At 68.5% G+C, this 25,402-nt stretch carries 24 protein-coding genes; 14 read left to right on the top strand and 10 right to left on the bottom strand.

Annotated features, from left to right (window positions below; translation table 11 throughout):
• The 3 genes from VMD50_RS05800 to VMD50_RS05790 form a co-directional block, all read right to left on the bottom strand.
• Positions 1-756 (bottom strand): PEP/pyruvate-binding domain-containing protein (locus tag VMD50_RS05800; RefSeq protein ID WP_325425746.1); only part of this gene is annotated, 756 nt, incomplete at its 3' end.
• Positions 753-1,610, bottom strand: coding sequence for a prenyltransferase/squalene oxidase repeat-containing protein (locus VMD50_RS05795; RefSeq protein ID WP_325425744.1), 858 nt, complete (start codon positions 1,608-1,610; stop codon positions 753-755). The genes VMD50_RS05795 and VMD50_RS05800, both read right to left, overlap by 4 nt.
• 166 nt (positions 1,611-1,776) lie before the next feature.
• Positions 1,777-2,430 carry a BON domain-containing protein gene (locus VMD50_RS05790; protein WP_325425742.1) on the bottom strand — a complete coding sequence of 218 codons (654 nt, stop codon included), beginning with the start codon at positions 2,428-2,430 and terminating at the stop codon, positions 1,777-1,779.
• Positions 2,431-2,852: 422 nt separating this feature from the next.
• Between VMD50_RS05790 and VMD50_RS05785 the strand changes: the two genes are divergently transcribed.
• The 3 genes from VMD50_RS05785 to VMD50_RS05775 are packed head-to-tail and all read left to right on the top strand — an operon-like array spanning position 2,853 to position 6,740.
• Positions 2,853-3,728, top strand: coding sequence for an FAD-dependent oxidoreductase (locus VMD50_RS05785; protein ID WP_325425740.1), 876 nt, complete (start codon positions 2,853-2,855; stop codon positions 3,726-3,728).
• Positions 3,729-3,756: 28 nt separating this feature from the next.
• On the top strand, positions 3,757-5,823 hold the full coding sequence (gene pta, locus VMD50_RS05780; protein WP_325425748.1) for a phosphate acetyltransferase: 2,067 nt from the start codon (positions 3,757-3,759) through the stop codon (positions 5,821-5,823).
• A complete protein-coding gene (locus VMD50_RS05775) occupies positions 5,820-6,740 on the top strand; it encodes a PPK2 family polyphosphate kinase (RefSeq protein ID WP_325425738.1) in 921 nt (306 codons plus the stop codon). The genes pta and VMD50_RS05775 overlap by 4 nt, the downstream gene beginning before the upstream one ends.
• Positions 6,741-6,828: 88 nt before the next feature.
• On the opposite strand, the gene VMD50_RS05770 is transcribed toward VMD50_RS05775, so the two are convergent.
• Both VMD50_RS05770 and VMD50_RS05765 read right to left on the bottom strand, forming a co-directional pair.
• Positions 6,829-7,341: a pyridoxamine 5'-phosphate oxidase family protein gene (locus VMD50_RS05770; protein ID WP_325425736.1), complete on the bottom strand. Its 513-nt coding sequence runs from the start codon at positions 7,339-7,341 to the stop codon at positions 6,829-6,831.
• 105 nt (positions 7,342-7,446) lie between these two features.
• Positions 7,447-8,148, bottom strand: a complete 702-nt coding sequence (locus VMD50_RS05765) for an IclR family transcriptional regulator (RefSeq protein ID WP_325425734.1) — start codon at positions 8,146-8,148, stop codon at positions 7,447-7,449.
• Between the two features lie 64 nt (positions 8,149-8,212).
• Here VMD50_RS05765 and leuC point away from each other — a divergent pair, with 64 nt between their 5' ends.
• From leuC to VMD50_RS05750, 3 genes are all read left to right on the top strand, one after another.
• On the top strand, positions 8,213-9,634 hold the full coding sequence (gene leuC / locus VMD50_RS05760) for a 3-isopropylmalate dehydratase large subunit (protein WP_325425732.1): 1,422 nt from the start codon (positions 8,213-8,215) through the stop codon (positions 9,632-9,634).
• Positions 9,635-9,654: 20 nt separating this feature from the next.
• Positions 9,655-10,251 carry a 3-isopropylmalate dehydratase small subunit gene (leuD, locus tag VMD50_RS05755; protein WP_325425730.1) on the top strand — a complete coding sequence of 199 codons (597 nt, stop codon included), beginning with the start codon at positions 9,655-9,657 and terminating at the stop codon, positions 10,249-10,251.
• Between the two features lie 214 nt (positions 10,252-10,465).
• Positions 10,466-11,113, top strand: a complete 648-nt coding sequence (locus VMD50_RS05750; protein ID WP_325425728.1) for an HU family DNA-binding protein — start codon at positions 10,466-10,468, stop codon at positions 11,111-11,113.
• Between the two features lie 63 nt (positions 11,114-11,176).
• Here VMD50_RS05750 and mutT1 read toward each other — a convergent pair whose 3' ends face one another.
• The 3 genes from mutT1 to cofC form a co-directional block, all read right to left on the bottom strand.
• On the bottom strand, positions 11,177-12,118 hold the full coding sequence (gene mutT1 / locus VMD50_RS05745) for an 8-oxo-(d)GTP phosphatase MutT1 (protein WP_325425726.1): 942 nt from the start codon (positions 12,116-12,118) through the stop codon (positions 11,177-11,179).
• Positions 12,119-12,190: 72 nt separating this feature from the next.
• Complete coding sequence (locus tag VMD50_RS05740) at positions 12,191-14,383, bottom strand: RNA degradosome polyphosphate kinase (protein WP_325425725.1); 2,193 nt, start codon at positions 14,381-14,383, stop codon at positions 12,191-12,193.
• Positions 14,384-14,472: 89 nt separating this feature from the next.
• Entirely contained in the window at positions 14,473-15,135 is a 663-nt protein-coding gene (gene cofC, locus VMD50_RS05735) for a 2-phospho-L-lactate guanylyltransferase (protein WP_325425723.1), read from the bottom strand.
• A gap of 88 nt (positions 15,136-15,223) precedes the next feature.
• Here cofC and VMD50_RS05730 point away from each other — a divergent pair, with 88 nt between their 5' ends.
• A complete protein-coding gene (locus tag VMD50_RS05730) occupies positions 15,224-16,243 on the top strand; it encodes an NAD(P)H-dependent glycerol-3-phosphate dehydrogenase (RefSeq protein ID WP_325425721.1) in 1,020 nt (339 codons plus the stop codon).
• Between the two features lie 77 nt (positions 16,244-16,320).
• Positions 16,321-17,430, top strand: a complete 1,110-nt coding sequence (locus VMD50_RS05725) for a D-alanine--D-alanine ligase family protein (protein ID WP_325425719.1) — start codon at positions 16,321-16,323, stop codon at positions 17,428-17,430.
• A 6-nt stretch (positions 17,431-17,436) separates the two neighbouring features.
• Here VMD50_RS05725 and VMD50_RS05720 read toward each other — a convergent pair whose 3' ends face one another.
• Positions 17,437-18,009 carry a DUF3515 domain-containing protein gene (locus VMD50_RS05720; protein WP_325425718.1) on the bottom strand — a complete coding sequence of 191 codons (573 nt, stop codon included), beginning with the start codon at positions 18,007-18,009 and terminating at the stop codon, positions 17,437-17,439.
• 93 nt (positions 18,010-18,102) lie between these two features.
• On the opposite strand from VMD50_RS05720, the gene VMD50_RS05715 reads away from it, so the two are divergent.
• The 4 genes from VMD50_RS05715 to VMD50_RS05700 are packed head-to-tail and all read left to right on the top strand — an operon-like array spanning position 18,103 to position 20,996.
• A complete protein-coding gene (locus VMD50_RS05715) occupies positions 18,103-19,074 on the top strand; it encodes a thiamine-phosphate kinase (RefSeq protein WP_325425716.1) in 972 nt (323 codons plus the stop codon).
• A gap of 16 nt (positions 19,075-19,090) precedes the next feature.
• Positions 19,091-19,381, top strand: coding sequence for a DUF1330 domain-containing protein (locus tag VMD50_RS05710; RefSeq protein ID WP_325425715.1), 291 nt, complete (start codon positions 19,091-19,093; stop codon positions 19,379-19,381).
• Positions 19,378-20,061 (top strand): uracil-DNA glycosylase, encoded by a 684-nt coding sequence (locus tag VMD50_RS05705; RefSeq protein WP_325425713.1) that lies wholly within the window; start codon positions 19,378-19,380, stop codon positions 20,059-20,061. The genes VMD50_RS05710 and VMD50_RS05705 overlap by 4 nt, the downstream gene beginning before the upstream one ends.
• A gap of 5 nt (positions 20,062-20,066) precedes the next feature.
• Entirely contained in the window at positions 20,067-20,996 is a 930-nt protein-coding gene (locus VMD50_RS05700) for an NADP-dependent oxidoreductase (RefSeq protein ID WP_325425711.1), read from the top strand.
• On the opposite strand, the gene rpmB is transcribed toward VMD50_RS05700, so the two are convergent.
• Positions 20,993-21,187 (bottom strand): 50S ribosomal protein L28, encoded by a 195-nt coding sequence (rpmB, locus tag VMD50_RS05695; RefSeq protein WP_046185726.1) that lies wholly within the window; start codon positions 21,185-21,187, stop codon positions 20,993-20,995. The genes VMD50_RS05700 and rpmB overlap by 4 nt on opposite strands.
• 284 nt (positions 21,188-21,471) lie before the next feature.
• On the opposite strand from rpmB, the gene VMD50_RS05690 reads away from it, so the two are divergent.
• Together VMD50_RS05690 and recG are read left to right on the top strand one after the other, a co-directional pair.
• Positions 21,472-23,166 (top strand): DAK2 domain-containing protein, encoded by a 1,695-nt coding sequence (locus tag VMD50_RS05690; protein WP_325425705.1) that lies wholly within the window; start codon positions 21,472-21,474, stop codon positions 23,164-23,166.
• Positions 23,167-23,168: 2 nt separating this feature from the next.
• Positions 23,169-25,382: an ATP-dependent DNA helicase RecG gene (gene recG, locus VMD50_RS05685; protein WP_325425703.1), complete on the top strand. Its 2,214-nt coding sequence runs from the start codon at positions 23,169-23,171 to the stop codon at positions 25,380-25,382.
• Positions 25,383-25,402: the final 20 nt, after the last annotated feature.

The raw sequence follows: 25,402 nt of genomic DNA, 5'->3' as shown, positions 1-25,402 counted from the left end.
AGCCCGGTAACCCTGCTGGAATGTCGGCTTGTGGACATAGAACTCGTCGGGATCGACGCTGCCCTGCACGACGTTCTCGCCCAGCCCGTAGGACCCGGTTACCAGCACCACGTCCCGGAACCCGGACTCGGTATCGAGCGTGAAGATCACACCGCTGCTCGCCCGGTCGGACCGCACCATTTTCATGATGCCGACAGACAATGCCACCTTGAAATGATCGAAGCCATTGTTCGTCCGGTAGACGATGGCGCGATCGGTGAACAGCGACGCGAAGCACTGGCGCGCCGCCTCAAACACATCCTCCGCGCCGCCAACGTTCAGGAAGCTCTCGTGCTGCCCGGCGAAACTTGCGGTCGGCAGGTCCTCGGCGGTCGCCGAGCTGCGCACGGCCAGCCTCACATCCTCGCCGTACTCCTGCTGAAGCCTGCGGTAGGCGTCGACAATCTCTGTGGCCAAGTCGTCTGGAAGCCCGGCGCCGTAGACGATCTCGCGGGCGCGCTTCCCCTTGCGTGCCAGCGCTGTGACGTCGGTGGGATCGAGGTCGTCGAGTTCGGCGTGCAGATCGTCCCAGGCACCGGCCTTGTCCAGCATGTAGCGATAGGCCCTGGCGGTGACGGCGAACCCGTGCGGGACGCGGACGCCTTCGCCGGACAGCTCCCGGTACATCTCGCCGAGCGAGGCGTTTTTCCCGCCGACCAGTGGCACATCGCGAATGCCGAAATCTTCAAAGAAGCGGACGTACCCCGACTTGCTCATGATCTGTCCTTTCGTAACGCGTCAAGGAGGCGGGCAGCGTCGAGCCCGACCCACGTGTCGTGCAGGGTCGAGATCGCCCGGTCTCGTTGTCCAAGGCCCCCGTCGGGCCGCTGGAGCAGCGCCAGGCTCGTCGCCGCTGCGTCGGGGTAGGCGAGACGAAGACCGAGCATCCGGCAGATCGTCAGTCCACCCCAGAGCGAGCCCGCCGACACCGCCCTGGCGTGAGTCCCGAGGCACAGGCCAAGGGTTCGATCCTGGCTTCGAGCGAACAGCGCCTCGACCCCGCTACGCGCATCGGCACCGAGCTGTAAACCAAGCTGTGTCAGCAGATGTAGCGCGACCGCCGTCGTCTCGAGATCCGCTCCGGTCCGCGACCAGCCTCCTTGCGGGTCGCGGGCCGCCTCGAGCATCCGGGCGAACGCCTCACGCGTCGGGGAATCCAGTTCCGCACCGGTCACCCTGAATAGATCGCCTGCATGCGCGAGGTCGGTGACCGCGCCGGTCCAATCCCGAGCCGCCGGCCGCTGCAGCAGAACGTTTACCCGGCGCCAGATCCACACCATCGGCGATCGACTGGGCTTGGCATCGAGCGCGTCGAGGCCGCGAAGCGCTGCCCATCCGATGGTGAGCGTCGGGAAGTCGCCATCTTCGTCCTGCAAGCGGCGCAGGAAGCGTTCGGTACGTTCGGGTTTCGGCGGTTCGACCCCCAGCAGCCGAAGCGACTCCAGTGCCGCCAGCGTGTCAGGCGCGTTCGGCTCCTCAACGCCCCACTTCGGTGTGCGGTAGAAGCAATAGCCACCCTCGGGCGTGTGCCGGCTGAGGACATAACGCAGCGCGGCTTGCCGGTCGAGCATTGCGTTGGCCGCGGGTACTGAAGAACAGCGTGCCACGGCACCAACTTCCCAGACCAAGACGCTCGCAGCGAGGGTCCAACGTCACTCGCACACCGCCGGCCGGCTCGCCTTGGATAACGTCCACAACGTCGACTGTCAGCATTTGTACTATCCGGTCATGGCTGAGCTATCCGATGACGAGCCGATCCTCGACTTTGGTCACGCCGGGAACCGACCAGGATGCGCGGCGTGCGGCTTCATCTTCGATCCAGGAACGCACCGTGCCGCGCAATGTGACATGGCCATCACTTGTCTCGACTTCGATGTTGTTGACATCCTTGTTCACCGTTCGCGCCAGCTCTTGTCTGATCTGCCCGCGTACGTCGGCCGCCTTCGGCTTCTCTTCTAACTCAATGCGGTTGATCACGCCGCGCACGCCCCGCAAGTCTCGGACCGCGTCCTCCGCCACGGTGCGCTGGAAGTGCCAATCCACCTTCCCAGTAAGGGTCACCCAGCCGTTGTCAACGGTCGCTTGCACCTTGTCGGGCAAGTCGCTGTGCATGCTCAGCGCCGTCGCCGCCGCGGCTGCGATATCGGTGTCATTACGGACGTGGGCGCTCGGCAGCTCGACTTTCAGATCATTCGCTACCGCGCGCACGCCTATCACCCGCCGGACCGTGTTTGCGGCTTCCATCTTTTGCCAGTAGCTGGGCACGGCTCCGCTCAACGTCACCACGCCGTCATCCACAGCGATGGCAATACGGGAGGAGTCGACGGCCGGATCGCCTTTCAACTCGTCCACTACATCATCATTGAGGAACGCGTCGTCGTCTCGTGCCATGGTTCACTCCTTCGATGTCCTGCACAGGCCTGTCGGCCGCTCCAGCGGCAAGTGTTCTCTTGCGCGACAACCCATTGACAGGTGCCAGACGTCATCGGGCAATGGGACAAAAGTCCCTCAGCGCCTGACACGCCGGAGCGGGTACGTGCGGGCGACCGCCGGGCTGCCCACCTGCACCACCAATGAACAGTGGACTCTTACGACGTCCCGGGATCTGATCGTCGATCACGCGCCGCGTGACCGCGCCTGCGAGCCACAGAGTCGCTGCCGGACCTCGGGTGGGGATCGGCGCGGTGGATCTAAAGGGGCCGTTTGGCCCTTTTACAGCATCGAGTGCGGTGCGAATGTGGGATGCGCCTCGCGATATCGCTCAGTCCGACCGTAGGGGTTGGAGAACGGCCATGTCTTTGAAGTTGCCTGATATGACCCAGGTTCTGCAGGAGACCACCCGCAAGGGCGCGGGCAGGCGGCGTTGGCAGCGCCCCGTGTACGTCGATGTTCTTCGCCCATGCAACCACGCCTGCCCGGCCGGAGAGAACATCCAGGCGTGGCTGGCCCAGGCTCAGGCCGGGCAGTACGAAAAGGCGTGGCAGGCCCTCGTCGAGGACAACCCGCTTCCTTCGACTCACGGCCGCGCCTGCTACCACCCGTGCGAAACCAGCTGCAACCGCGGCTCGCCCGACGCGCCGATCTCGATCCGCGGCGTCGAGCGTTTCCTCGGCGATCTCGCGACCGACAAGGGCTGGCGGGTGCCGGTCGCGCCGCCCAGCGGCAAGAGAGTTTTGGTCGTGGGAGCCGGGCCGGCCGGCCTGGCCTGTGCCTATCATCCGGCGCGAATGGGCCATCAGGCTGAAATCCGCGACAGCGCCGAGAAACCCGGCGGCATGATGGCCTTCGGCATCCCGGCGTACCGCCTACCGCGGACGGCGCTGCGCACTGAGATCGATCGCATCACCGCAATGCCGGGGATCGCGCTCACGTGTGGCCGGCGCGTCGGTGATGTGATCGCCCAAAAGCAGGGGGGCGGCTTCGATGCGGTCTTCGTCGCCGTGGGCGCGCAGGAAGCCAACCACCTGAACATCCCGGCCATGGACGGCAAGAAGATGATCGATGCGGTCAGCCAGCTCGGCCAGGTGCGAGAGGGCAAGGCGCCCCGGCTCGGTCGTGCGGTCGCGGTCCTCGGCGGCGGCGGTACCGCCGTGGACGCCGCGCGCACCGCGCCTTCAAGGGCAGGCTCGCGGCGCGGAATCCCCTCGACGCGGCGGGCTTCGCGCGCGCTCAGTACCGCGACATGCTGACAACAAGTTACGCACGGCTCCTGCAATGATGCGCACACCCGGCGTCTACATCGCCTCTTCCGAGGGCGGCACGGGTAAGTGGACGATCGCGCTTGGTTTGCTGCATCATCTGTCGGGCACGGTCGCCAGGGCCGGCGTGTTCCGCCCGATCACCGGCCCCGGCGCGGACCGGGATTACCTCCTTGATCTGCTGCTGCCGCAGACGACGGCGGGGTTGGCCTACGAGCAGTGCACCGGAGTGAGCTACGAGCGGCTCCACGAGGATTCCGATGGCGCGATCGCAGAGATCATCGACCGTTTCCAGGCGGTCGCCGAGCGGTGCGACGCGGTCGTGATCGTCGGCAGCGACTACACCGATGCCGCCACGCCCACCGAGCTGTCCGTCAACGGACGCATCGCCGCCAACCTCAGCGCTCCCGTGGTGTTGTCGGTGCGGGCCCGCGACCGCAACCCCGGGCAGGTGGCCCGGGTCGTCGAGCTGTGCCTGACCGAGTTGTCCGCGCAGCACGCCCACACCGCGGCGGTGGTGGCCAACCGCTGTAAGCCGGCGGAGATGACCGCGGTCGCCGAGGCGCTCGGCCGTCTGGAACCGCTGACTTACGCACTGCCGGAGGAGCCGCTGCTCGCCGCGCCGTCGGTGGCAGAGTTGCAGCGTTCAGTGGGCGGGACACTGATCAGCGGCGATCCAGATCTGCTCGGCCGCGACGTGATGAGCGTGCTGGTCGCCGCAACGAGAGCCGAGCACGTGCTGGAACGTCTCACCGAGGGCGCGGCGGTGATCACACCCTGCGAACGGGTCGACATCGTGCTCGCGATGGCGAGCGCCCATGTGGCAGAAGGTTTTCCGTCATTGTCGGCGCTGATCCTCAGCGGCGGTCTGGAGTTGTATCCGTCGATCGCTGCACTGGTATCGGGCTTGCGGCTGCGGCTGCCGATAATCGCGACCTCGCTGGACATCCTCGAGACGGCCAGTGCGGCGACGGCGACCCACGGCCGGGTGACCGCCACCTCGCAGCGCAAGATCGACACCGCGCTGGCCATGATGGACCGCTACGTCGGCGTCAGCGATCTGCTCTCCCGGCTGTCGATCCCGGTACCTGCCGTCGTGACCCCGCAGATGTTCGAATACCAACTGCTGCAGCGGGCCCGCGCGGACCGCAAGCGCATCGTGCTCGCCGAGGGTGGCGACGACCGCATCCTGCGCGCATCCGGTCGGCTACTGGAACGCGGTGTCGCCGACCTGACGATTCTCGGCGAGGAAGGTCAAATCCGCTTGCGGGCAGCCGAACTCGGCGTGGACCTGTCGGCCGCTACGGTGCTCAACCCGCAAATCGACGTGCTGTGCGAGAAGTTCGCCGAGCAGATCGCAGAGCTGCGCAAGCACAAAGGCGTCACGCTGGAGCAGGCTCAAGAGATCGTGCACGACTGCGCGTATTTCGGCACGATGCTGGTGTACAACGGGATCGTCGATGGGATGGTGTCCGGTTCGGTGCACACCACCGCCCACACGGTGCGGCCGGCGTTGCAGATCATCAAGACCAAACCCGGCGTGTCGACAGTGTCGAGCGTGTTCTTGATGTGCCTTGCCGACCGGGTGCTGACCTATGGTGACTGCGCGATCGTGCGGGATCCGACGGTCGACCAGTTGGCGGATATCGCGATCAGTTCAGCGCAGACGGCGTCGAAGTTCGGCATCGAGCCGCGGGTGGCGATGCTGTCGTATTCCACCGGCACCTCCGGGTCCGGGCCCGACGTCGACAAGGTCCGGCAGGCCACCGAATTGGTGCGAAAGCGCGCGCCCGAGTTGCCCGTGGACGGCCCGATGCAGTACGACGCCGCGGTGGATCCCACGACCGGGGCGAGCAAGGCGCCCGGCTCGCCCGTCGCCGGTCGAGCGACGGTGTTGATCTTCCCCGACCTGGACACCGGTAACAACCTCTACAAGGCCGTGCAACGCAGTGCGGGCGCCGTGGCGATCGGCCCCGTGCTGCAAGGACTGAATAAGCCGGTGAACGACCTGTCGCGCGGGGCATTCGTGGACGACATCGTCTACACCGTGGCGATCACCGCGATCCAGGCGCAGGACGAGCCATGACCGAAGGGGTCGCGACGCCGGGCGGGTGGGAGCAGCTGGCGGCAGCGACGCGTGTCCGGCCGGGCACGGTAGTGGATCTCAACAAAGATTTCGATCCTCGATACCATGACGAACGATTCGGCAAGGACGACGGCGCGGCCGCGCTTGCCGAGGCGAAGGATGCATTCGTCGAATTGCAGGACCGTTTTCTCGCCCAGGCCGACCGCGCCTTGCTGATCGTTCTTCAAGCGATCGATGCCGCGGGCAAGGACAGCACCATCAAACACGTCATGAGCGGGCTTAATCCGGAAGGGGTCATCGTGTACAGCTTCAAGGCGCCGTCGGAGACCGAGCGGGCCCACGACTACCTGTGGCGCCACCAGCGCGCGCTGCCGGAGCTCGGACGCATCGCCGTCTTCAACCGGTCGCACTACGAGAACGTGTTGACCACCCGCGTGCACCCGGAAACATTGTGGCCGCGCTCGGCGGTCCGGTCGCCAGGGGATCTCTGGCAGAAAAGGTTTCACCACATCAACAACTGGGAGCGTTACCTGGTCGACAACGGAACCGTCATCGTGAAGCTCTTCCTGAACGTCTCGAAGGCAGAACAGCGGCGCCGTTTTCTCAAGCGCATCTCCGAGCCGGAGAAGAACTGGAAGTTCTCCGTCGCGGATCTGCACGAGCGCGCGTTCTGGGACGACTACCAGCTGGCGTTCCAGGAGATGCTCACCCAGACAAGCACCGGGTGGGCACCCTGGTACGTCGTCCCGGCGGACTACAAGTGGTTCAGTCACCTGTGCACGTCGGCCGTCTTGGTGGCAGCGCTGCGCGGTCTGAACCCGCAGTATCCCGCCGTCGATGCGGCTACGAAAGCCCAACTCGCACAGGCCAAACAAGAACTGCTCGCGGAGCAGTCAATCGGGGACGAAGACGTGTGATCGTCATCGCGATCCGGAAGTCGATCAGAGGCACCACGTCCCCTGCCGGCTGATTCACGCCGGGCTCAGACGTTGGAGGGCTGCGAAACTACTGGCCGGTCCCCAGCGCGGCCGGTGCCGTCGACCCGCCCACCGGCATGTGGGGCAACCCGAGTTTGCGGTGATCCCATGAGCGGGCGCGGCGGGCGACGATACGTACGCAGACCCGCTTGTTCATCATCTGCTCGACGACGGGCTTCATCTCGTCGCTGTAGGGACCGGTGTAGCGCTCGAAAACGCTGACGCCGACCCGGTGTGAGACCTCGGGATCGTCGACGATCTCCGCTGTCCCCTCGAAGGACACCCCGCGCAGCGTGTCGTAGGTGTTGCCGTCCTCGATCAGGAAGCTCACCCGCGGATCGCGTTTCAGATTCACCGCCTTCTGCGACTTGGCCTTGGTCTCGAGCCAGATCTCGCCGTCGACGACGGCGTACCACATCGCGGTCAGGTGCGGCTGCCCGCCGGGACCGACGGTGGCCAGCGTGCCCGTGCGGCTCTTCACGACGAAATCGGCGATCTCGTCTTCGGACATGACGATGCTCGCGCGCTGATTGGTTCCCATGGCGGTCAGTGTGTCAGGCCACGCGCGGCCCGGTGTGCGAAGGTGGCTTCCGGGTGTGTGCGCCCAGGGCGGGGAATGTGCGATGTGGGAGCCCGGGATGCACACTCAGAGCCGACGGTTCAGCGCTTCCGCGGCGGACAGCAGATCGGCGGCCCAGCGATCCCCCGGGCGCCGGCCGATCCGGTCGATGGGTCCGGACACCGAGATGGCCGCGACCACGACGCCGCGGTTGTCGCGCACCGGCGCCGACACGCTCGCCACGCCGGGTTCACGCTCGGCCACGCTTTGCGCCCAGCCGCGCCGGCGCACGTCGGCCAGCGCCCGGTCGGTGAATTTGGCCGTCGGCAGTACGGCCTTCTGGGTGGCGGGGTCGGCATAGGCGAGCAGCACCTTGGCCCCGGAGCCCGCCGTCATCGGCAGCCGCGCCCCGACCGGAACCGTATCGCGAAGACCCGCAGCCGGTTCCAGGGCGGCTACGCACACCCGCGACGTGCCCTCGCGGCGATACAGCTGAACACTCTCGCCGGTGGACTCACGCAACGCGGGCAGCACCGCCGCGCTCGCGGTCAGCAGAGGGTCGTTGACCCGGGCCGCCAGTTCGGTGACCGCCGGACCCAGCCGCCAACGCCCCGCGTCGTCGCGCGCCAGCAGCCGATGGACTTCGAGGGCGGCGGCCAGCCGGTAGGCGGTGGCCCTGGGCAACCCGGTTCGCTCGCACAGTTCGGCCAGTCCGCAGGGGGATTCCGCGATCGTGTCCAGCACGACCACCGCTTTGTCGAGGACGCCGATGCCGCTATGCTGTCTCATAAAGAGATACTATCGTCTCAGATAATGAGATCGAAGCGAACGACCGAATAGAGGCGAATTCGAGATGGGATCCGACAATCGGCGCACCCTGGCCGAAAAGGTCTGGGAAGACCACGTTGTGGTGAGAGGGGGCGAGGACGCTCCGGACCTGATCTACATCGACCTGCACCTGGTGCACGAGGTCACCAGCCCGCAGGCTTTCGACGGTCTGCGCCTGGCCGGCCGGCCGGTGCGACGGCCCGACCTGACGCTGGCCACCGAGGACCACAACGTGCCCACCGTCGACATCGACAAGCCGATCGCCGACCCCGTGTCGCGCACTCAGGTCGAGACGTTGCGGCGCAACTGTGCGGAATTCGGCGTCCGGCTCTACCCGATGGGTGACATCGATCAGGGCATCGTGCACGTGGTCGGTCCGCAATTGGGCCTCACCCAGCCGGGCATGACGATCGTCTGTGGCGACAGTCACACGTCCACGCACGGCGCATTTGGCGCTCTGGCCATGGGGATTGGCACCTCGGAGGTCGAGCACGTGCTGGCCACCCAGACTCTGCCGTTGCGGCCCTTCAAGACGATGGCGGTCAACGTCGACGGCCCGCTGCCCGCCGGCGTGACCGCCAAGGACACCATTCTCGCGCTGATCGCGAAGATCGGCACCGGCGGCGGGCAGGGTCACGTCATCGAATACCGGGGCAGTGCCATCGAATCGCTGTCGATGGAGGGCCGGATGACGGTCTGCAACATGAGCATCGAGGCCGGCGCCCGGGCGGGGATGGTGGCGCCGGACGAGACGACCTACGAATTTCTGCGCGGGCGCCCGCACGCGCCGACCGGCGCGCACTGGGATGCCGCCATCGAGTACTGGGGGCAGCTGCGCACCGATCCCGGCGCCGTGTTCGACACCGAGGTGTATCTCGACGCGGCCTCGCTGAGCCCGTTCGTCACCTGGGGGACGAATCCCGGCCAGGGGGTGCCCCTGGACGCGGCCGTGCCGGATCCCGAGCTGATGGCCGACGACGGCGAGCGGCAGGCCGCGGAGAAAGCCTTGGCGTACATGGACCTTCGGCCCGGGACGCCGATGCGCGATATCGGCGTCGACGCGGTGTTCGTCGGCTCTTGTACCAATGGTCGTATCGAAGACCTGCGCGCAGTGGCCGACGTGTTGCGCGGGCGCAAGATCGCCCGGGGGGTGCGCATGCTGGTCGTGCCCGGCTCGATGCGGGTGCGCGCGCAGGCAGAAGCCGAAGGGCTGGGCGAGGTGTTCACCGCCGCGGGCGCCGAATGGCGTCAGGCCGGATGCTCGATGTGCCTGGGCATGAACCCCGACCAGCTTTCGCCCGGGGAACGGTGCGCCGCGACATCCAACCGCAACTTCGAAGGACGGCAGGGCAAAGGCGGCCGCACCCATCTGGTGTCGCCGGCCGTCGCGGCCGCAACGGCGGTGCGGGGCAGGCTGTCCGCGCCGGCCGACCTGAACTCCAACTGACTTCGAATCGAGGACGAGATATGGAAGCCTTTCGCACCCACACGGGCATCGGCGTGCCGCTGCGGCGGTCCAATGTCGACACCGATCAGATCATTCCCGCCGCTTTTTTGAAGCGAGTTACCCGAACCGGTTTCGAGGACGGCTTGTTCGCCACGTGGCGCTCGGATCCCTCATTCGTGCTCAATCTCAGCCCCTTCGACCGCGGCTCGGTTCTGGTCGCCGGGCCCGATTTCGGCACGGGTTCGTCGCGCGAGCATGCGGTGTGGGCGCTTATGGACTATGGGTTCCGGGTGGTCATCTCGTCTCGATTCGGTGACATTTTCCGGGGCAATGCCGGCAAGGCCGGTCTGCTGGCCGCCGAAGTTTCTCAGGACGGCGTGGAACTCCTTTGGAAGCTGATCGAGCAGAGCCCGGGCTTGGAAATCACTGCCAATCTTCAAGATCGAAATATCACCGCCGCAACGACGGTGCTGCCGTTCAAGATTGACGACTACACGGCCTACCGACTGCTCGAGGGTCTCGACGATATAGCCCTTACGCTGCGGAAACTCGACGACATTAAGGCATTCGAGGCGGCGCGACCGGAGTGGAAACCGCGCACTTCGAGCGCCTCCTGAACGGTCGATCGGGACGGATTTTCTTCTCGGTGAGCTAAGTAAACCCGGCCGATTTTCCGGTCCCGCCACCGGTCAAGGGCGGCAACCGGATTGCGAAAAGTTCCGCCGTTCGGTCCTGAAATTGCGCGTGGCTCTTGGAAATTTGCTGGGTGAGGGTTTACCGTGTCCACTAGTCGGTTCCCAAAACGAGGACCACTAGCTTCGGAGGGTTTGGATGAACAAAGCAGAGCTCATTGACGTGCTCACACAGAAATTGGGCTCGGACCGTCGGCAGGCGACCGCCGCCGTCGAGAATGTCGTCGACACCATTGTGCGTGCGGTGCACAAGGGCGACAGCGTCACCATTACCGGGTTCGGTGTGTTCGAACAGCGGAAGCGCGCGGCGCGCGTGGCCCGCAATCCGCGTACCGGTGAGACGGTAAAGGTCAAGCCAACATCGGTCCCCGCGTTCCGGCCCGGTGCCCAATTCAAAGCGGTTGTGTCTGGCGCGCAGCGCCTCCCGTCGGAAGGACCAGCAGTGAAGCGTGGTGTTGTGGCAGGCGGCGCGGCCAAGAAGGCGGCGAAGAAGGCTCCGGCCAAGAAGGCAGCGAGCAAGGCTCCGGCCAAGAAGGCCCCGGCCAAGAAGGCTCCGGCCAAGAAGGCTGCCGCCAAGAAGGCTCCGGCCAAGAAGGCAGTGACCAAGGCCCCGGCCAAGAAGGCCGCCACCAAGGCTCCGGCCAAGAAGGCCGCAACGAAGGCTGTGGCCAAGAAGGCCCCGGCCAAGAAGGCCGCCACCAAGGCCCCGGCCAAGAAGGCAGCGTCAAAGAGGCCGGCCAGCAAGGCTCCTGCCAAGAAGGCCACCGCGCGGCGCGGCCGCCGGTAGAAAGTTCGCACACGCGGATACCCTTCGGGGTGGCAGCGACGCCACCCGGAGGGTATTTGCGTGTCAGGCCCGCACGTTGGCGGCCAGCGCGCCGCCGATGTGATCGGCCGACACCAGCCGGCCGCCGGATAGCGACAGCACCCACGTGCTGCCCTTTGTGTTGTGGGATTTATCGGCGCGCACTCCGTCGCGTTCGCACCACCATGCGATCAGGTACGGAATGACCTTGCCCTGCGTGCAAACCACCGGGGTGCCGCCCTCCTCGGCGATGCGCAGCATTCGCTGGTGGGCGCGCCTGGGGTTCTTGGCGTAGGCCTCCTCGGTGAGGGTCGGCTCGTTGTGCACGGCCACACCGAGTTCCTCGGCGAGCGGTTCGACCGTCTGGTGACAGCGGAGCCGGTCCGCCGCGTACACGTCGGAGGCGCCGAAGGCGAGCAGTTGGGGGACCAGCGCCTCCGCCTGCGCGCGTCCCCTCTTGTCCAGTGGTCGCTTGGCGTCGTCGCCCTTGAAGCGTGACTTCGTGCCGGCGGTGCCGTGCCGGACCACCAGTACGGTTTGCGTGTCGGCCGGCTGTTTAGCGAAGTGGCGCAACATCTTTCGATCGTGAGGGTAGGTGAGTCTGGCCTTGGCCTCTTCGACGGGCAGCCAGACGAGTTCGTCGACCTCGCTGCCCGCTGTGAACTCACCGCCGGTGCTGCGCGCCGCCCAATAATGAACCTTCTTGACGCCCTGCTCGATCGGATAGCTCACCATGTCCAGTCGCCGGCCGAGCACGGCGCCGTGGCCCGTCTCCTCGAATATCTCCCGAACCGCCGCCACGGGCTCCGTCTCGCCGGGATCCACCTTGCCCTTGGGCAGCGACCAGTCGTCATAACGGGGGCGATGGATGACGGCGACCTCGAGGCCGGGGTTGGCCGTATCGGTGGGTCGCCACAGCACGGCGCCCGCGGCATGCACGATCCGACTCCCCAACGGCCGACTGCCGGACGAGTTCTGCGTTGGCAACTCAACTCCTGCAGGTCAATTCGGCGAGGCCGCGCCGGCCATAGGCGCGACCAGGAAAGCTACCACATGGCGTCAGGCGCTTCGGTGCAGCTCCATCAGCGATTCCTGATGGTCGCGCACCGTGTGACCATCCTGCGGCGACGCGGTCCACTGCCCGTCGGCGCCGAGCTCCCAGCACCGGGTGGACGGGTTCAACGCTGACTCGAACAAGTCGTCCAGGTACGCGGTGAGCCTCGGATCCTTGACCTGAACCAGCGCCTCGACGCGCCGGTCGAGGTTGCGGTGCATCATGTCGGCGCTGCCGATCCAGAACTCGTTGATGCGACCGAAATGCATGATCCGCGAGTGCTCCAGGAATCTTCCGAGTATCGAACGGACCGAGATGTTCTCCGAAAAGCCTTCCGCGCCCGGGCGCAGCGCGCAGATGCCGCGCACCACAATCTCGACGCGCACGCCGGCGCGGGACGCGCGATACAGCGCGTCAATCACCTGCTCGTCGACCAGAGCGTTCATCTTCATCCGGATCCGTCCCCCGCCGCTTTCGCGGTGGGCGGCAATCTCGCGCTCGACGCGCTCGATGATGCCGGTGCGGATGCTGTGCGGCGCCACCAACAGGTTGCGGTAGGACACCTTCCGCGAGTAGCCGGTGAGCGAATTGAACAAGTCCGTCAGATCGGCCCCGATTTCCGGCGAGGCCGTGAGCAGGCCGACATCCTCGTACAGCCGCGCCGTCTTGCCGTTATAGTTTCCGGTCCCGATGTGGCAGTACCGCCGGATCGTCGAGCCTTCGCGGCGCACCACCAGGCAGGTCTTGCAGTGCGTCTTGAGCCCGACGTACCCGTAAACGACATGCACGCCCGCCTGCTCAAGTGTGCGTGCCCAGCGGATGTTGGCCTGCTCGTCGAAGCGCGCCTTGATCTCCACCATTGCCACCACTTGCTTTCCGGCCTCGGCGGCGGCGATGAGCGCCCGGACGATCGGCGAATCACCGGAGGTGCGGTACAGCGTCTGCTTGATCGCGAGGACGTTGGGATCGGCGGCGGCCTGCTCGATGAATCGTTGCACGCTGGTGGAGAACGACTCATACGGATGATGAAGCAGCACATCGCCTTCGCGTAGCGTCGCGAAGATGCTCCTCGGTGTTTCGCGGTCGGCGAAGGCGGGACTGGTGGCCGGAACGTACGCCGGGTCTTTGAGCGCCGGCCGGTCCAATCCGTAGACCTGCCACAACGACGACAGGTCGAGAAGCCCCGGCACCTCGATCACGTCACCGGGATTCACGTCGAGCTCGCGCAGCAGCAGCTCCAGCATGCTCTCGGTCATGTCGTCGGCGATCTCGAGCCGAACCGGCGAACCGAACCGCCGGCGCGCCAGCTCTCGCTCCAGCGCTTGCAGCAGGTCTTCGTCGCGGTCCTCTTCGACCTCGTAGTCGGCGTTGCGGGTGATGCGGAACGCGTGATGCTGCACGATCTCCATGCCCGGGAAGAGCATCGGGAGGAACGCCGCGATCAGCTCTTCCATCGGCAGGTAGCGGATTATGGCGGGCCCTTCGGCACCGTCGATGTCGCCGCGGGTTTCGAGTTCGACGAAGCGATCGACGTTGTTGGGCACCTTGACCCGGGCGAAATGCTGACCGCCGTCCTCGGGTTGGCGCACCATGACCGCCAGGTTCAGGCTCAACCCGCTGACGAAGGGGAACGGGTGGGCGGGGTCGACGGCCAGCGGCGTCAGGACCGGGAAGACCTGCTCGTTGAAATAGGTCGACAGTTGTTCGCGCTCATCCTGATCCAGATCGGACCACGTGACGATGTGGATGCCTTCCGCCGCGAGCGCCGGCTCCACCGAATCGAGGAACACGCGCGCGTGCCGGGTCGCGATCCGTTGCGTCTGCTCGCCGATGAGGGCCAGTTGCTCACGCGGCGTCAGACCGTCGGCCGAGCGCACGGACAGCCCCATCTCGTCGCGGCGCTTGAGGCCGGCGACCCGAACCATGTAGAACTCGTCGAGATTGGACGCGAAGATCGCCAGGAACTTCGCGCGCTCCAGCAGCGGCAGGGAGTTGTCGTCCGCCAGCGCGAGCACGCGCGCATTGAAGTCCAGCCAGCTCAGTTCGCGGTTGAGGTAGCGGTCCTCCGGCAGCGCGTCATCGACCGGGGCTTGGGTTGCGGCGGGCGGTGCGCCCACGGCCGAGTCGTCGGGCTGCCATACGGATTCTTCGAGGCGCGCCTCGGCTTCGGTTTCGGTCACCCTGCGATCATTGCTCATTCCCGCTGGTGCTGCTAGCGCCCGGCGGACATCCATTCGCCGTTGGCGCGCAGTTCACCGCTCGTACAGATTTGCTGTGCGGGCATCCGTCAGTGCTGCGCGACGGCCCGGGCCGTCGCCGGCCCGACCCCGAGGCGGCGGGCGGCCGCCAGGTCGGCGGGGGTGTCGACGTCGCATCGCAGGCCCGGCCACGCACCCGTCAGCTCGATCGCGCCCGAACGGCGGTGGCGCGCGCACGAATCCGGCCCGAACTGCGGATCGAGCGCGGTTCCGAACGCGCACAGCGCGGCGGTACCCGTCGCCGACCGGTCGGCGACGAAGCTGCGCCGATGGTGGCGCGCGGCGGCGACCGCCTCGGCCAGCTCCTGGGTCTGCAACGCCGGCAAATCGCCTTGCAGCACAACGATATTGGAGAAGGCCGCAGCCACCGCCCGTTCCGCGGTGGCGATCGCGTTGTTCAGCGGGTCGCTATTGCCTTCGGGCGTCGGGTCGGCCAGGACACCGGCGCCGAGCCCGGCGGCGGCGGCCGCCGCGGCGTCGTCGGGCGTGACGACGGTGATCGAGCCCAGCGCGGCAACGCCGGAGGCGGCGCTCAGCGTGTCGATCAACATGGCCAGCACCACCTTCTCCCGGGTCCGCGCCGAGAACACCGGCGCCAGCCTGGTCTTGGCGGCGGCCAACCGCTTGACGGCGATGATCAACGCCACGTCACCGGCGCCGTCGCCTGCACCGTCGGCCCGCGTGCCGCTCATGGGAGCCATCCTGCCAGCGCGGCCGCGGCTGCCGCGTGCCACGGTAGCGTGACGGCACACTGACGACACAGACAGACGGGGACGGAAGATGGCCGGTTCACGGGGCGCCGTTGCGGTGATGGGCGCCGGTGCCTGGGGCACGGCGCTGGCCAAGGTGATGGCCGAGGCCGGGGGACCGGAAGCCGCAGTCACACTGTGGGCCCGGCGGTCCAGCGTCGCCGAGGAGATCAATACCACCCGGTACAACCCCGCCTATCTGCCGGGCGCCGTGTTGCCGCCCGGCATTCGTGCCACCGCGGACGCGGGCGAGGCCCTGGCCGGTGCGACGACGGTGCTGCTGGCGGTTCCGGCGCAGACGATGCGGAGCAACCTCGAGCGGTGGGCACCTCTGGTTGCCGACGGCGCGACCCTGGTCAGCCTGGCCAAGGGCATCGAGCTGGGCACCCTGATGCGCATGAGCCAGGTGATCGTTTCGGTGACCGGCGTGGACCCGGCGCAGGTCGCGGTCGTCTCCGGGCCGAACCTGGCCAGCGAGATCGCCGAATGCCAGCCCACCGCCACGGTCGTCGCGTGCAGCGACTCCGGCCGCGCGGTCGCGGTGCAGCGGATGCTGAACAGCGGGTACTTCCGCCCGTATACCAACAGCGACGTGGTGGGCACCGAGATCGGCGGGGCGTGCAAGAACGTCATCGCGCTGGCGTGCGGGATGGCGGCCGGCGTCGGGCTCGGCGAAAACACCGCGGCCGCGATCATCACCCGCGGCCTGGCGGAGATCATCCGGTTGGGGATCGCCCTCGGCGCCAAGGGCGCGACGCTGGCCGGACTGGCAGGCGTCGGCGACCTGGTGGCCACGTGCACGTCGCCGCGGTCGCGCAACCGGTCCTTCGGCGAACGCCTCGGCCGCGGCGGGACCATGGAGTCGGCCACGCGGGCGGGGCAGGGACACGTCGTCGAGGGGGTGACGTCATGCGAGGCGGTGCTGGCGCTGGCGTCCAGTTACGACGTCGAAATGCCCCTCACCGACGCCGTGCACCGGGTGTGCCACAAGGGGTTGTCGGTGGACGAGGCGATGGCGCTGCTGCTCGGCCGCAGCACCAAGCCCGAATGAGCCCGGAGTAACCGAAACCCCAGCTAGCGGTCCGGTGCCCGACCCGGAGGCCGCGCACCCGGTAGCCTCTGAAGGTTGTGAGTGCCAGCGACCGCGTGCGCGTGGCCGTCGTCTTCGGCGGGCGCAGCAACGAGCACGCCATCTCCTGCGTGTCGGCGGGCAGCATTCTGCGCAATCTCGACCCGCAGCGTTTCGAGGTGGTGGCGGTCGGCATCACGCCGGAGGGTTCGTGGGTGCTGACCGACGGGGACCCGGACGCCCTGGCGATCACCGGCCGGCAGCTGCCCGAGGTGAGCGCCGAATCGGGCACCGAGCTGGCCCTGCCGGCCGATCCGCGGCGCGGCGGCCAGTTGGTGTCGCTTCGGCCCGGTGCGAGCGACGTCCTGGCGTCGGTCGACGTGGTGTTCCCGGTGTTGCACGGCCCCTACGGGGAGGACGGCACCATCCAGGGTCTGCTCGAACTCGCCGGTGTGCCCTACGTCGGTGCCGGAGTGCTGGCCAGCGCCGCGGGGATGGACAAGGAGTTCACCAAGAAGCTCCTTGTCGCCGAAGGACTTCCGGTCGGCCCGCACGCGGTGCTGCGCCCGTCGCGGTCGGCGCTGGATCTCGAGGAGCGCGAGCGGCTCGGTCTGCCGGTGTTCGTCAAACCCGCGCGGGGCGGCTCTTCGATCGGCGTCAGCCGGGTGTCGAGCTGGGACGAGCTGGCCGCCGCGGTGGCCGATGCTCGCCGGCACGATCCCAAGGTGATCGTCGAGGCGGCGATCAGCGGTCGCGAGCTGGAGTGCGGCGTGCTCGAAATGCCGGATGGCACAGTGGAAGCCAGCACTGTGGGCGAGATCCGGGTGGCCGGGGTGCGGGGGCGGGAGGACGCCTTCTACGACTTCGCGACGAAATACCTCGACGACGCCGCCGAATTGGACGTGCCCGCGAAGGTCGACGACGACGTCGCCGATGCGGTGCGCCAGTTGGCGATTCGGGCGTTCAAGGCCATCGACTGCCAGGGCCTGGCCCGGGTCGACTTCTTCTTGACCGAGGACGGCCCGGTCATCAACGAGATCAACACGATGCCGGGGTTCACCACGATCTCGATGTATCCCAGGATGTGGGCGGCCAGCGGCGTCGACTATCCCACCCTGCTGGCGACCATGGTGCAGACGGCGTTGGCACGCGGTGTGGGCCTGCGCTAGTGGGGACTAGTGGGCGGGCGCCGGGCTTATGGGCACCGCCGCCATCGTGTGGTCGATCACCTCGGAGAGCTGCTGAATGGGCGTCGGCCCCGATCCCGAGGGCAGCGTGAGCGCCACATACACCGGCCGGTCGACCGCGTACCAGGTGGACCGGCCGCCGTCACCGGCGGATTGCTGACCGGCCCCGACCTCGAACCACTGCACCTGATCGACGATCTGGATCGGGGATCCCACCACGAACTCGGCCGGGCGGTCGAGTCCGCAGCGCAACACCACCGGCTCGCCGCCGGACTGGGCCCGCCAGGCCGCCGCGCCCTCGGGGACGGGCTGAGCGAGCTGGGCGCGTTGATAGTCCCCGAGCCGCTGGGGCAGCGCGCCGGCCAGCGACCGGCACGCGCCGTCGGTCGCGTGCGGAGCGGGGGCGGCGGGGACGGCGACCGGTGGCGGCGGCGCCTGGCGGTTTGCCGCGACGGCCAGGATCACGCCGATCGCCACGACGGCCAGCGTGACCGCGGCGATCAACACGGCGCGGGACGGTCCCGCGTCGGCGGCCGCGAAGGCATCGGGCTCGGTCCTCACCGCCCGCACACCTCCTGATCTCGTAGACTGGCGCGGTTCGCTCGCGCGGGCAGGAATCCAACTTACCGGCCGCGAGGAGCCGGAGGAGGTGGCGTGCGCGACGACAATCCCGGGGCTTCGGGCGAGCCCCCCACGCTGCAACGGCTCGGCGAGTTCGCGGTCATCGACCGGTTGGTGCGGGGCCGCCGGCAACCCTGCGCGGTGCTGCTGGGGCCCGGCGACGACGCGGCGCTGGTGTCCGCGAGCGACGGGCGCACCCTGATCTCGACCGATGTGCTGGTGCAGGACCGGCACTTTCGGCTGGACTGGTCGACACCCCATGACGTCGGCCGCAAGGCGATCGCCCAGAACGCCGCCGACGTCGAGGCGATGGGCGGGCGGCCCACGGCCTTCGTCGCCGGTTTCGCGGCGCCCGGTGATACGCCGGCGGCTCAGGTGGACGCGCTGGTCGACGGGATGTGGGACGAGGCGGCGCGGGTCGGCGCCGGTATCGCCGGCGGCGATCTGGTCAGCTGCCCCCAGTGGGTGTTGTCGGTGACGGTGCTGGGTGACCTCGACGGCCGCGCGCCGGTGTTGCGGTCGGGGGCAAAGGCCGGTTCAGTGCTCGCCGTGACCGGTGACCTGGGCCGCTCTGCCGCCGGATATGCGTTGTGGGACAAGGATATTGGCGGGTTCGACGAACTTCGGCGCCGTCACCTGGTGCCGCAGCCGCCGTATGGCCAGGGCGCGGTCGCCGCGGCCGCGGGCGCGCAGGCGATGATCGACGTCTCCGACGGCCTGGTCGCCGACCTGCGGCATGTCGCCGAGGCGTCGGGGGTGGCTATCGACGTGTCCAGCGCGGCGCTGGCCGCGGACCGCGAGGCGGTGGCGGCGGCCGCGGCCGCCGCCGGCGCCGACCCCCTGGCGTGGGTGCTGGGCGGCGGCGAGGATCACGCCCTGGCGGCCTGTTTCGCCGGCCCGCCACCGCCCGGGTGGCGCGTCATCGGCAGGGCGCTCGACGCGCCGGCCGGCGTGCTCGTCGACGGCGTGGAGTGGCGCGGTTACGCGGGCTGGCAGTCGTACTAAGGTGGCTTTGATTAACGTGACCGTCTACGCCATCGCCCAGCTGAGATTCACCGATCGGGCAGCCTACGACCGGTACCAGGCGAGGTTCATGGAGGTCTTCCGCCGTCACCCGGGAACGCTGCTGGCCGCGGACGAATCGCCCGAGATCGTCGAGGGGGAGTGGGACCGCGAGAAGCTGGTGTTGATGTCGTTTCCGGACGAGGCCGCGTTCCGCGCCTGGGCGCAATCGCCGGAGTATCAGGAGATCTCGAAGGACCGGCGGGCCGGCGCCGACACGCTGGTCCTGCTGGTGAAGGGCCTGCAGTGACCGCGCGGCGGTTGAGCGAACTCGTCGAACCGGGCTGGGCTACGGCGCTCGCGCCGGTGACCGACCAGGTCGCCCAGATGGGTCAGTTCCTGCGCGCCGAGATCGCGGCCGGTCGCGGATACCTGCCGGCGGGGCCGAACGTGTTGCGCGCCTTCACTTTCCCCTTCGAAACCGTCCGGGTACTGATCGTCGGCCAAGACCCCTACCCGACGCCCGGGCATGCCGTGGGCCTGAGCTTCTCGGTGGCGCCCCAGGTGAGGCCGCTCCCGCGCAGCCTGGAGAACATTTTCGCCGAATACGCGCGCGACCTCGGCTATCCGTTACCCGCGTCCGGCGATCTCACCCCGTGGGCGCAGCGTGGGGTGATGCTGCTCAACAGGGTGCTGACAGTCCAGCCGGGCACTCCGGCGTCGCATCGCGGTAAGGGCTGGGAGGCGGTTACCGAGTGCGCCATCCGTGCCCTGGTGGCTCGTGAACAGCCGATGGTGGCCATATTGTGGGGGCGCGACGCGTCGACGCTCACGCCGATGCTGGCGGCCGGCGACTGCGTCGCGATCGAATCGCCGCATCCCTCGCCGCTGTCGGCGTCTCGCGGGTTCTTCGGCTCGCGCCCGTTCAGCCGCGCCAACGAGCTGCTCGCCGGGCTGGGCGCCGATCCCATCGATTGGCGGCTGCCCTGACCGAGATGACGGCCCTGCGCGCACACCACCGGGGCGGACCCGAGGTGCTGGTGGTCGAGCGCGCGCCGGTCCCGGTCCCCGGGGCCGGCGAAGTCCTGGTCGCGGTGCACGCCGCGGCCATCACGTTCGACGAGTTGACGTGGGAGGAGACCTGGACCCGCGACGGCGCCAGCCGGACGCCGGTGATTCCGTCCCACGAGGTGTCCGGTGTGGTCGCCGAAATCGGACCGGGCGCAACGGGTTTGGCACCCGGAGATCAGGTCTACGGATTGATCGAATTCGACCGCGACGGCGCCGCAGCCGAATTCGTCACGGTGCCGGCGGCCGACCTGGCCGCCAAGCCGTCGACCGTGTCCCATGTTGCGGCCGCCGCCCTCCCGCTGGCCGGGCTCACCGCCCTGCAGGCACTGGTCGGGCAGGCTGCGGTCCAACCCGGCGAGGCGGTCCTGATACACGGCGGGGTGGGCGGGGTCGGCGCCCTGACGGTCCAGCTGGCCGCCCTCCTCGGCGCCCGTGTCACCGCCACCGTGCGCAGCGATGCGCGCGAGCTCGTTGGCGGCTTCGGCGCGCAGCGGGTGATCGACGTGCGCACCGAGGGGTTCGGGGACAGCGGCCCCTACGACGTCGTGATCGACACCGTCGGCGGCGAGACGTTGGACCGATCGTATGGTGTGCTGCGCCAAGGGGGACGGCTGATCACGCTGTCGGCGCCACCTCCGGCGGGAATGGCCGACGAATACGGGGTTGCGGCAACATTTTTCATCGTCAGGCCAAATCGGGACCAGCTCGCCGAACTGGCCGCGCTCGTCGACCGCGGGCGCCTGCGCGTGGAAATCGCGGGGACGTTTCCGCTCGGCGAGGGCAGGGAGGCGTTCGAAAGCGGTCAGCGACCGGGTCGGCGCCCGGGCAAGACCGTCATCATCGTGCGGGATTAGCCGCGGACGACCTTGCCGGCCTTGATGCACGACGTGCAGACGTTCAGCCGCTGCTTGTTGCCGCCGGGACGGGTCACGACGTGCACGGTCTGGACGTTGGGGTCCCACCGGCGGCTGGTGCGGCGGTGGGAGTGCGACACCGACTTGCCGAAGCCGGGGCCTTTCCCGCAGATATCGCACACAGCGGCCATGGTTCAAGCTCCTCAGATGTTCGGCGGTCCGGCAGGTGGCCAGGACAGCCCGGAATGACTCGGGCCAGCCCAGGATACCGACTGCCATGGGCAACCACCAAAACGATCAACACCCGTCCGGCGACACAGCCCCGGGAATGTCGCCCGCTGTGGCTAGGCTCGATGCGCCGGTGCACTCAGGCCGCGGGTGCGCCGCCGTGGCTTGCCGCCGCGCGTGTCATCGCCGGGCTACGCTGGCGCCCACCGGGGGCCGGCACTGGGAGGCTCCGAGGGAGGTGGGTCGCTTGGGCACGTCGGAAGCTCTGCTGGACGCCGCGACCCTGCGGCACTGGGCCCACACCGCCGTCAGCGACTTGATCACCCACATCGACGAGATCAACCGGCTCAACGTGTTCCCCGTCGCCGATTCCGATACGGGCGCCAACATGCTGTTCACCATGCGTTCCGCCCTGGCGGAGGCCAATGCGGGCCCCGGCACGGAAGGCGGTGCCGGGTGCGTGGCCCGGGTGGCGGCGGCCCTGTCCTCCGGTGCGCTGAACGGCGCCCGCGGCAATTCCGGGGTCATCTTGTCGCAGATTCTGCGGGGAATCGCCGACGTCACCGCCGTCGCGGCGGCCGACGCCGGCGGTGAGCTGGGCCACATGGACGCGGCCATCCTCGGGGCCGCGCTGCACCGCGGCGTCGAACTGGTCATCGCGTCGATGGGCGGCGACGAGGTCCCCGGGACCATCGTCTCGGTGCTGCGGGCCGCCGCCGGCGCCGTCGAGGAGTGCGCCGACCTGGGGCTGCCCGCCGCGGTCATGGCCGCCGGCGACGCGGCGGTGGTCGCGCTGGAAAAAACGCCCGAGCAGCTCGAAGTCCTCGCCGACGCCGGCGCGGTGGACGCCGGCGGGCGCGGCCTGCTGGTCCTGCTGGACGCGCTGCGTTCCACCATCGGCGGGCAGGCGCCCGCGCGCACCGTCTACGAGCCGTCCCCGCGCGCCCCGGAGCCCGAAGCCCCCGCCGAACGCCCGGGGCCCCAGTTCGAGGTGATGTACCGGCTGGACGGCTGCGACGCCGCGACCGCAAATGTGCTGCGCAATCGGCTCGAGGAGCTCGGCGAGTCGGTCGCCCTGGCGCAGGCGGCCGGGCAGGAATCGGCCAGGCTCGACAGCTACTCCGTACACGTGCACACCGACGACGCCGGGGCCGCCGTCGAAGCGGGCCTGGCGGCGGGGCGGCCGAGCCGGATCGTCATCTCGGCCCTGGGCTCCGGCGCCACCGGACTCCCGGCGGGCAGCTGGACGCGCGAACGGGCCGTGCTGGCCGTCGTCGACGGCGACGGCGCCGCCGAGTTGTTCGCCGCCGAGGGCGCCTGCGTGCTGCGGCCCGGCACGGACGCGGGTGATCCGGCCGCAAACATCAGCGCCCACCAGCTCGTGCGGGCCCTGGTCGACACCGGCGCCGCCCAGGTGATGGTGCTGCCCAACGGCTATGTGGCCGCCGAGGAGCTGGTGGCCGGGTGCACCGCGGCCATCGGGTGGGGAATCGACGTGGTGCCGATACCGACCGGGTCGATGGTGCAGGGGCTGGCCGCGCTGGCCGTGCACGGGGCGGAAAGGCAGGCGGTCGACGACGGCTTCACCATGGCGCGCGCCGCCGGCGCGTCCCGGCACGGATCGGTGCGCATCGCGACCGGGAGCGCGCTGACCTGGGCCGGTCGCTGCCGGCCCGGCGACGGCCTCGGCATCGCGGGCGACGAGGTGCTCATCGTGGCCGACGATGCGGCCGGGGCGGCGATCGGGCTGCTCGATCTGCTGCTGGCCGCCGGCGGCGACCTGGTGACCGTGCTGATAGGCGCCGGCATCGACGACGAGGCGGCCGCCACCGCCTTGGGCGACATCCTCCAAGAACACGTGCACGACCATCACCCGGGCACCGAGCTGATGACGTACCGCACCGGCCACCGGGGTGACGTGTTGCTGATCGGGGTCGAGTAGCCGTGGTGTCGCTGTCCGATCGGCTGGATTACACCGTGGGTGCCAAGGCCGCGGATCTGTTGGACGAGGTGTTCGGCATCCGGACCGTCGACGACCTGTTGCGCCACTACCCGCGCAGCTACACCGAGGGCGCGGCCCGCTGGGGCGCCGGGGACGAGCGGCCGGAAGAGGGCCGGCACATCACGATCGTCGACACGATCACCGCCGCGGAGACGTTTCCGATGAGGAAGGACCGGAGGCGGATGTGTCACCGCATCACCGTCGGATCCGGCCGCGGCAAGGTGACGGCCACGTTCTTCAACGCCAATTACCTCAAGCAGGACCTCGTCAAAGACACGAAGGTCATGCTGTCGGGGGAAATCGGATATTTCCGGGGGGCCATGCAGCTGACGCATCCGGCGTTTCTCATCCTCGAGTCGGCGGGCGGAAAGAAGTACGGCACCCGGTCGCTGAAAAAGATCGCCGTCGCCTCGCACGCCAGCGGCGAAGAGGTCGCGGAGGCGTATCAACGCCACTTCTTCCCGATCTATCCGGCCAGCGCCAAGCTGCAGAGCTGGGACATCTTCTCCTGCGTGCGCCAGGTGCTGGACGTCCTCGACCCGGTGCCCGATCCGCTGCCCGCCGACCTACGTGCGGAACTCGCCCTGATCCCCGAGGACGAGGCGCTGCGCGCGATCCATCTCTCGGAGGATGAGCGCGAACGCCAAAGGGCGCGAGAACGATTGACGTTCGACGAGGCCGTCGGCCTGCAGTGGGCGCTGGTCGCCCGCCGCCACGGTGAACTGTCGGAATCCGGGCCCCCGGCACCGTCGAGGCCCGATGGCCTGGCGGCGGAGCTGTTGCGCCGCTTGCCTTTCGAGCTCACCGCCGGGCAACGCGAAGTGCTCGGCGTGCTGGCCGGGGCGCTGGCTTCGAACCGCCCGATGAACCGCCTGCTGCAAGGCGAGGTCGGCTCGGGCAAGACCATCGTCGCCGTGCTGGCGATGCTGCAGATGGTCGACGCGGGCTACCAGTGCGCGCTGCTCGCTCCCACGGAAGTCCTTGCCGCCCAACATCTCCTGTCGATCCGCAACGTGCTGGGGCCCTTGGCGATGGGCGGCCAGCTGGAAGGCCTCGACGGCGCCACCCGGGTTGCGCTGCTGACCGGCTCCATGACCGCCGCGCAGAAGAAGCAAGTCCGCGCCGACGTCGCCACCGGGCAGGCTGGCATCGTCATCGGGACCCACGCGCTGCTGCAGGACGCGGTGGAGTTTCACAACCTGGGCATGGTGGTCGTCGACGAACAACACCGCTTCGGTGTCGAGCAACGAGATCAATTGCGCGCCAAGGCCCGTGCCGGCATCACGCCACACCTGCTGGTGATGACGGCGACGCCGATACCGCGCACCGTCGCGCTGACCGTGTACGGCGACCTGGAAACCCTGACGCTGCGCGAACTTCCGCGCGGCCGCCAACCGATCACCACTAACGTCATCTTCGTCAGCGAAAAGCCCGCCTGGCTCGGCCGCGCCTGGCACCGCATCATCGAGGAAGTGTCCGGCGGCCGGCAGGCCTACGTGGTGGCGCCCCGGATCGACGAATCCGATGACACCGACAAAGAAAAAGGCGCTCGCCCGTCGGCCACCGCCGAGGGCCTGTTTGCCCGGCTGCGTTCTGCGGAACTGGCCGACCTCCGGTTGGGCCTCATGCACGGGCGGCTACCCGCCGACGAGAAGGACGCTGCGATGGCAGCCTTCCGCGCGGGCGAGATCGATGTGCTGGTGTGCACCACGGTCATCGAGGTGGGCGTCGACGTCCCCAACGCGACCGTCATGCTGGTGACGGACGCCGACCGGTTCGGGATCAGCCAATTGCATCAGCTGCGCGGCCGGATCGGCCGCGGCGAGCATCCGAGCCTGTGCCTGCTGGCCAGCTGGGTTCCGCCGGGGTCGCAAGCCGGCCGGCGGCTGCGTGCCGTCGCCGAGACAATGGACGGGTTTGCCCTCGCCGACTTGGACCTCAAGGAGCGCCGCGAGGGAGATGTGCTGGGCCGCAATCAATCCGGCCGGGCCGTCACCCTGCGGCTGTTGTCGCTGGCCGACCACGGGGTGTTCATCGAAGCCGCCCGCGAGTTCTGCGTCCGGGAGTACGAGCGTGACCCGTCGAACCCCGGATTGGCCGTGCTGGCAAGGCGATTCACCGACACCGACCGGATCGACTACATCGACAAATCATGAACCGGAAGCTGTTGCTGTGG

The sequence above is a fragment of the Mycobacterium sp. genome, from assembly GCF_035506235.1.
Classification (GTDB): domain Bacteria; phylum Actinomycetota; class Actinomycetes; order Mycobacteriales; family Mycobacteriaceae; genus Mycobacterium.
The sequence above is the reverse complement of the archived record's forward strand: the minus strand, read 5'-3'. Positions and strand labels throughout refer to the sequence as shown.

Coding starts and splice junctions, on each gene's coding strand:
- leuD (WP_325425730.1), top strand. CDS start 9,655: ATGGAAGCCTTTCGCACCCACACGGGCATCGGCGTGCCGCTGCGGCGG.
- VMD50_RS05700 (WP_325425711.1), top strand. CDS start 20,067: ATGACGGCCCTGCGCGCACACCACCGGGGCGGACCCGAGGTGCTGGTG.
- VMD50_RS05765 (WP_325425734.1), bottom strand. CDS start 8,148: ATGAGACAGCATAGCGGCATCGGCGTCCTCGACAAAGCGGTGGTCGTG.
- VMD50_RS05795 (WP_325425744.1), bottom strand. CDS start 1,610: ATGCTCGACCGGCAAGCCGCGCTGCGTTATGTCCTCAGCCGGCACACG.
- cofC (WP_325425723.1), bottom strand. CDS start 15,135: ATGAGCGGCACGCGGGCCGACGGTGCAGGCGACGGCGCCGGTGACGTG.
- leuC (WP_325425732.1), top strand. CDS start 8,213: ATGGGATCCGACAATCGGCGCACCCTGGCCGAAAAGGTCTGGGAAGAC.
- VMD50_RS05775 (WP_325425738.1), top strand. CDS start 5,820: ATGACCGAAGGGGTCGCGACGCCGGGCGGGTGGGAGCAGCTGGCGGCA.
- VMD50_RS05730 (WP_325425721.1), top strand. CDS start 15,224: ATGGCCGGTTCACGGGGCGCCGTTGCGGTGATGGGCGCCGGTGCCTGG.
- rpmB (WP_046185726.1), bottom strand. CDS start 21,187: ATGGCCGCTGTGTGCGATATCTGCGGGAAAGGCCCCGGCTTCGGCAAG.
- VMD50_RS05740 (WP_325425725.1), bottom strand. CDS start 14,383: ATGAGCAATGATCGCAGGGTGACCGAAACCGAAGCCGAGGCGCGCCTC.
- VMD50_RS05785 (WP_325425740.1), top strand. CDS start 2,853: ATGACCCAGGTTCTGCAGGAGACCACCCGCAAGGGCGCGGGCAGGCGG.
- VMD50_RS05790 (WP_325425742.1), bottom strand. CDS start 2,430: ATGGCACGAGACGACGACGCGTTCCTCAATGATGATGTAGTGGACGAG.
- VMD50_RS05750 (WP_325425728.1), top strand. CDS start 10,466: ATGAACAAAGCAGAGCTCATTGACGTGCTCACACAGAAATTGGGCTCG.
- pta (WP_325425748.1), top strand. CDS start 3,757: ATGCGCACACCCGGCGTCTACATCGCCTCTTCCGAGGGCGGCACGGGT.
- VMD50_RS05770 (WP_325425736.1), bottom strand. CDS start 7,341: ATGGGAACCAATCAGCGCGCGAGCATCGTCATGTCCGAAGACGAGATC.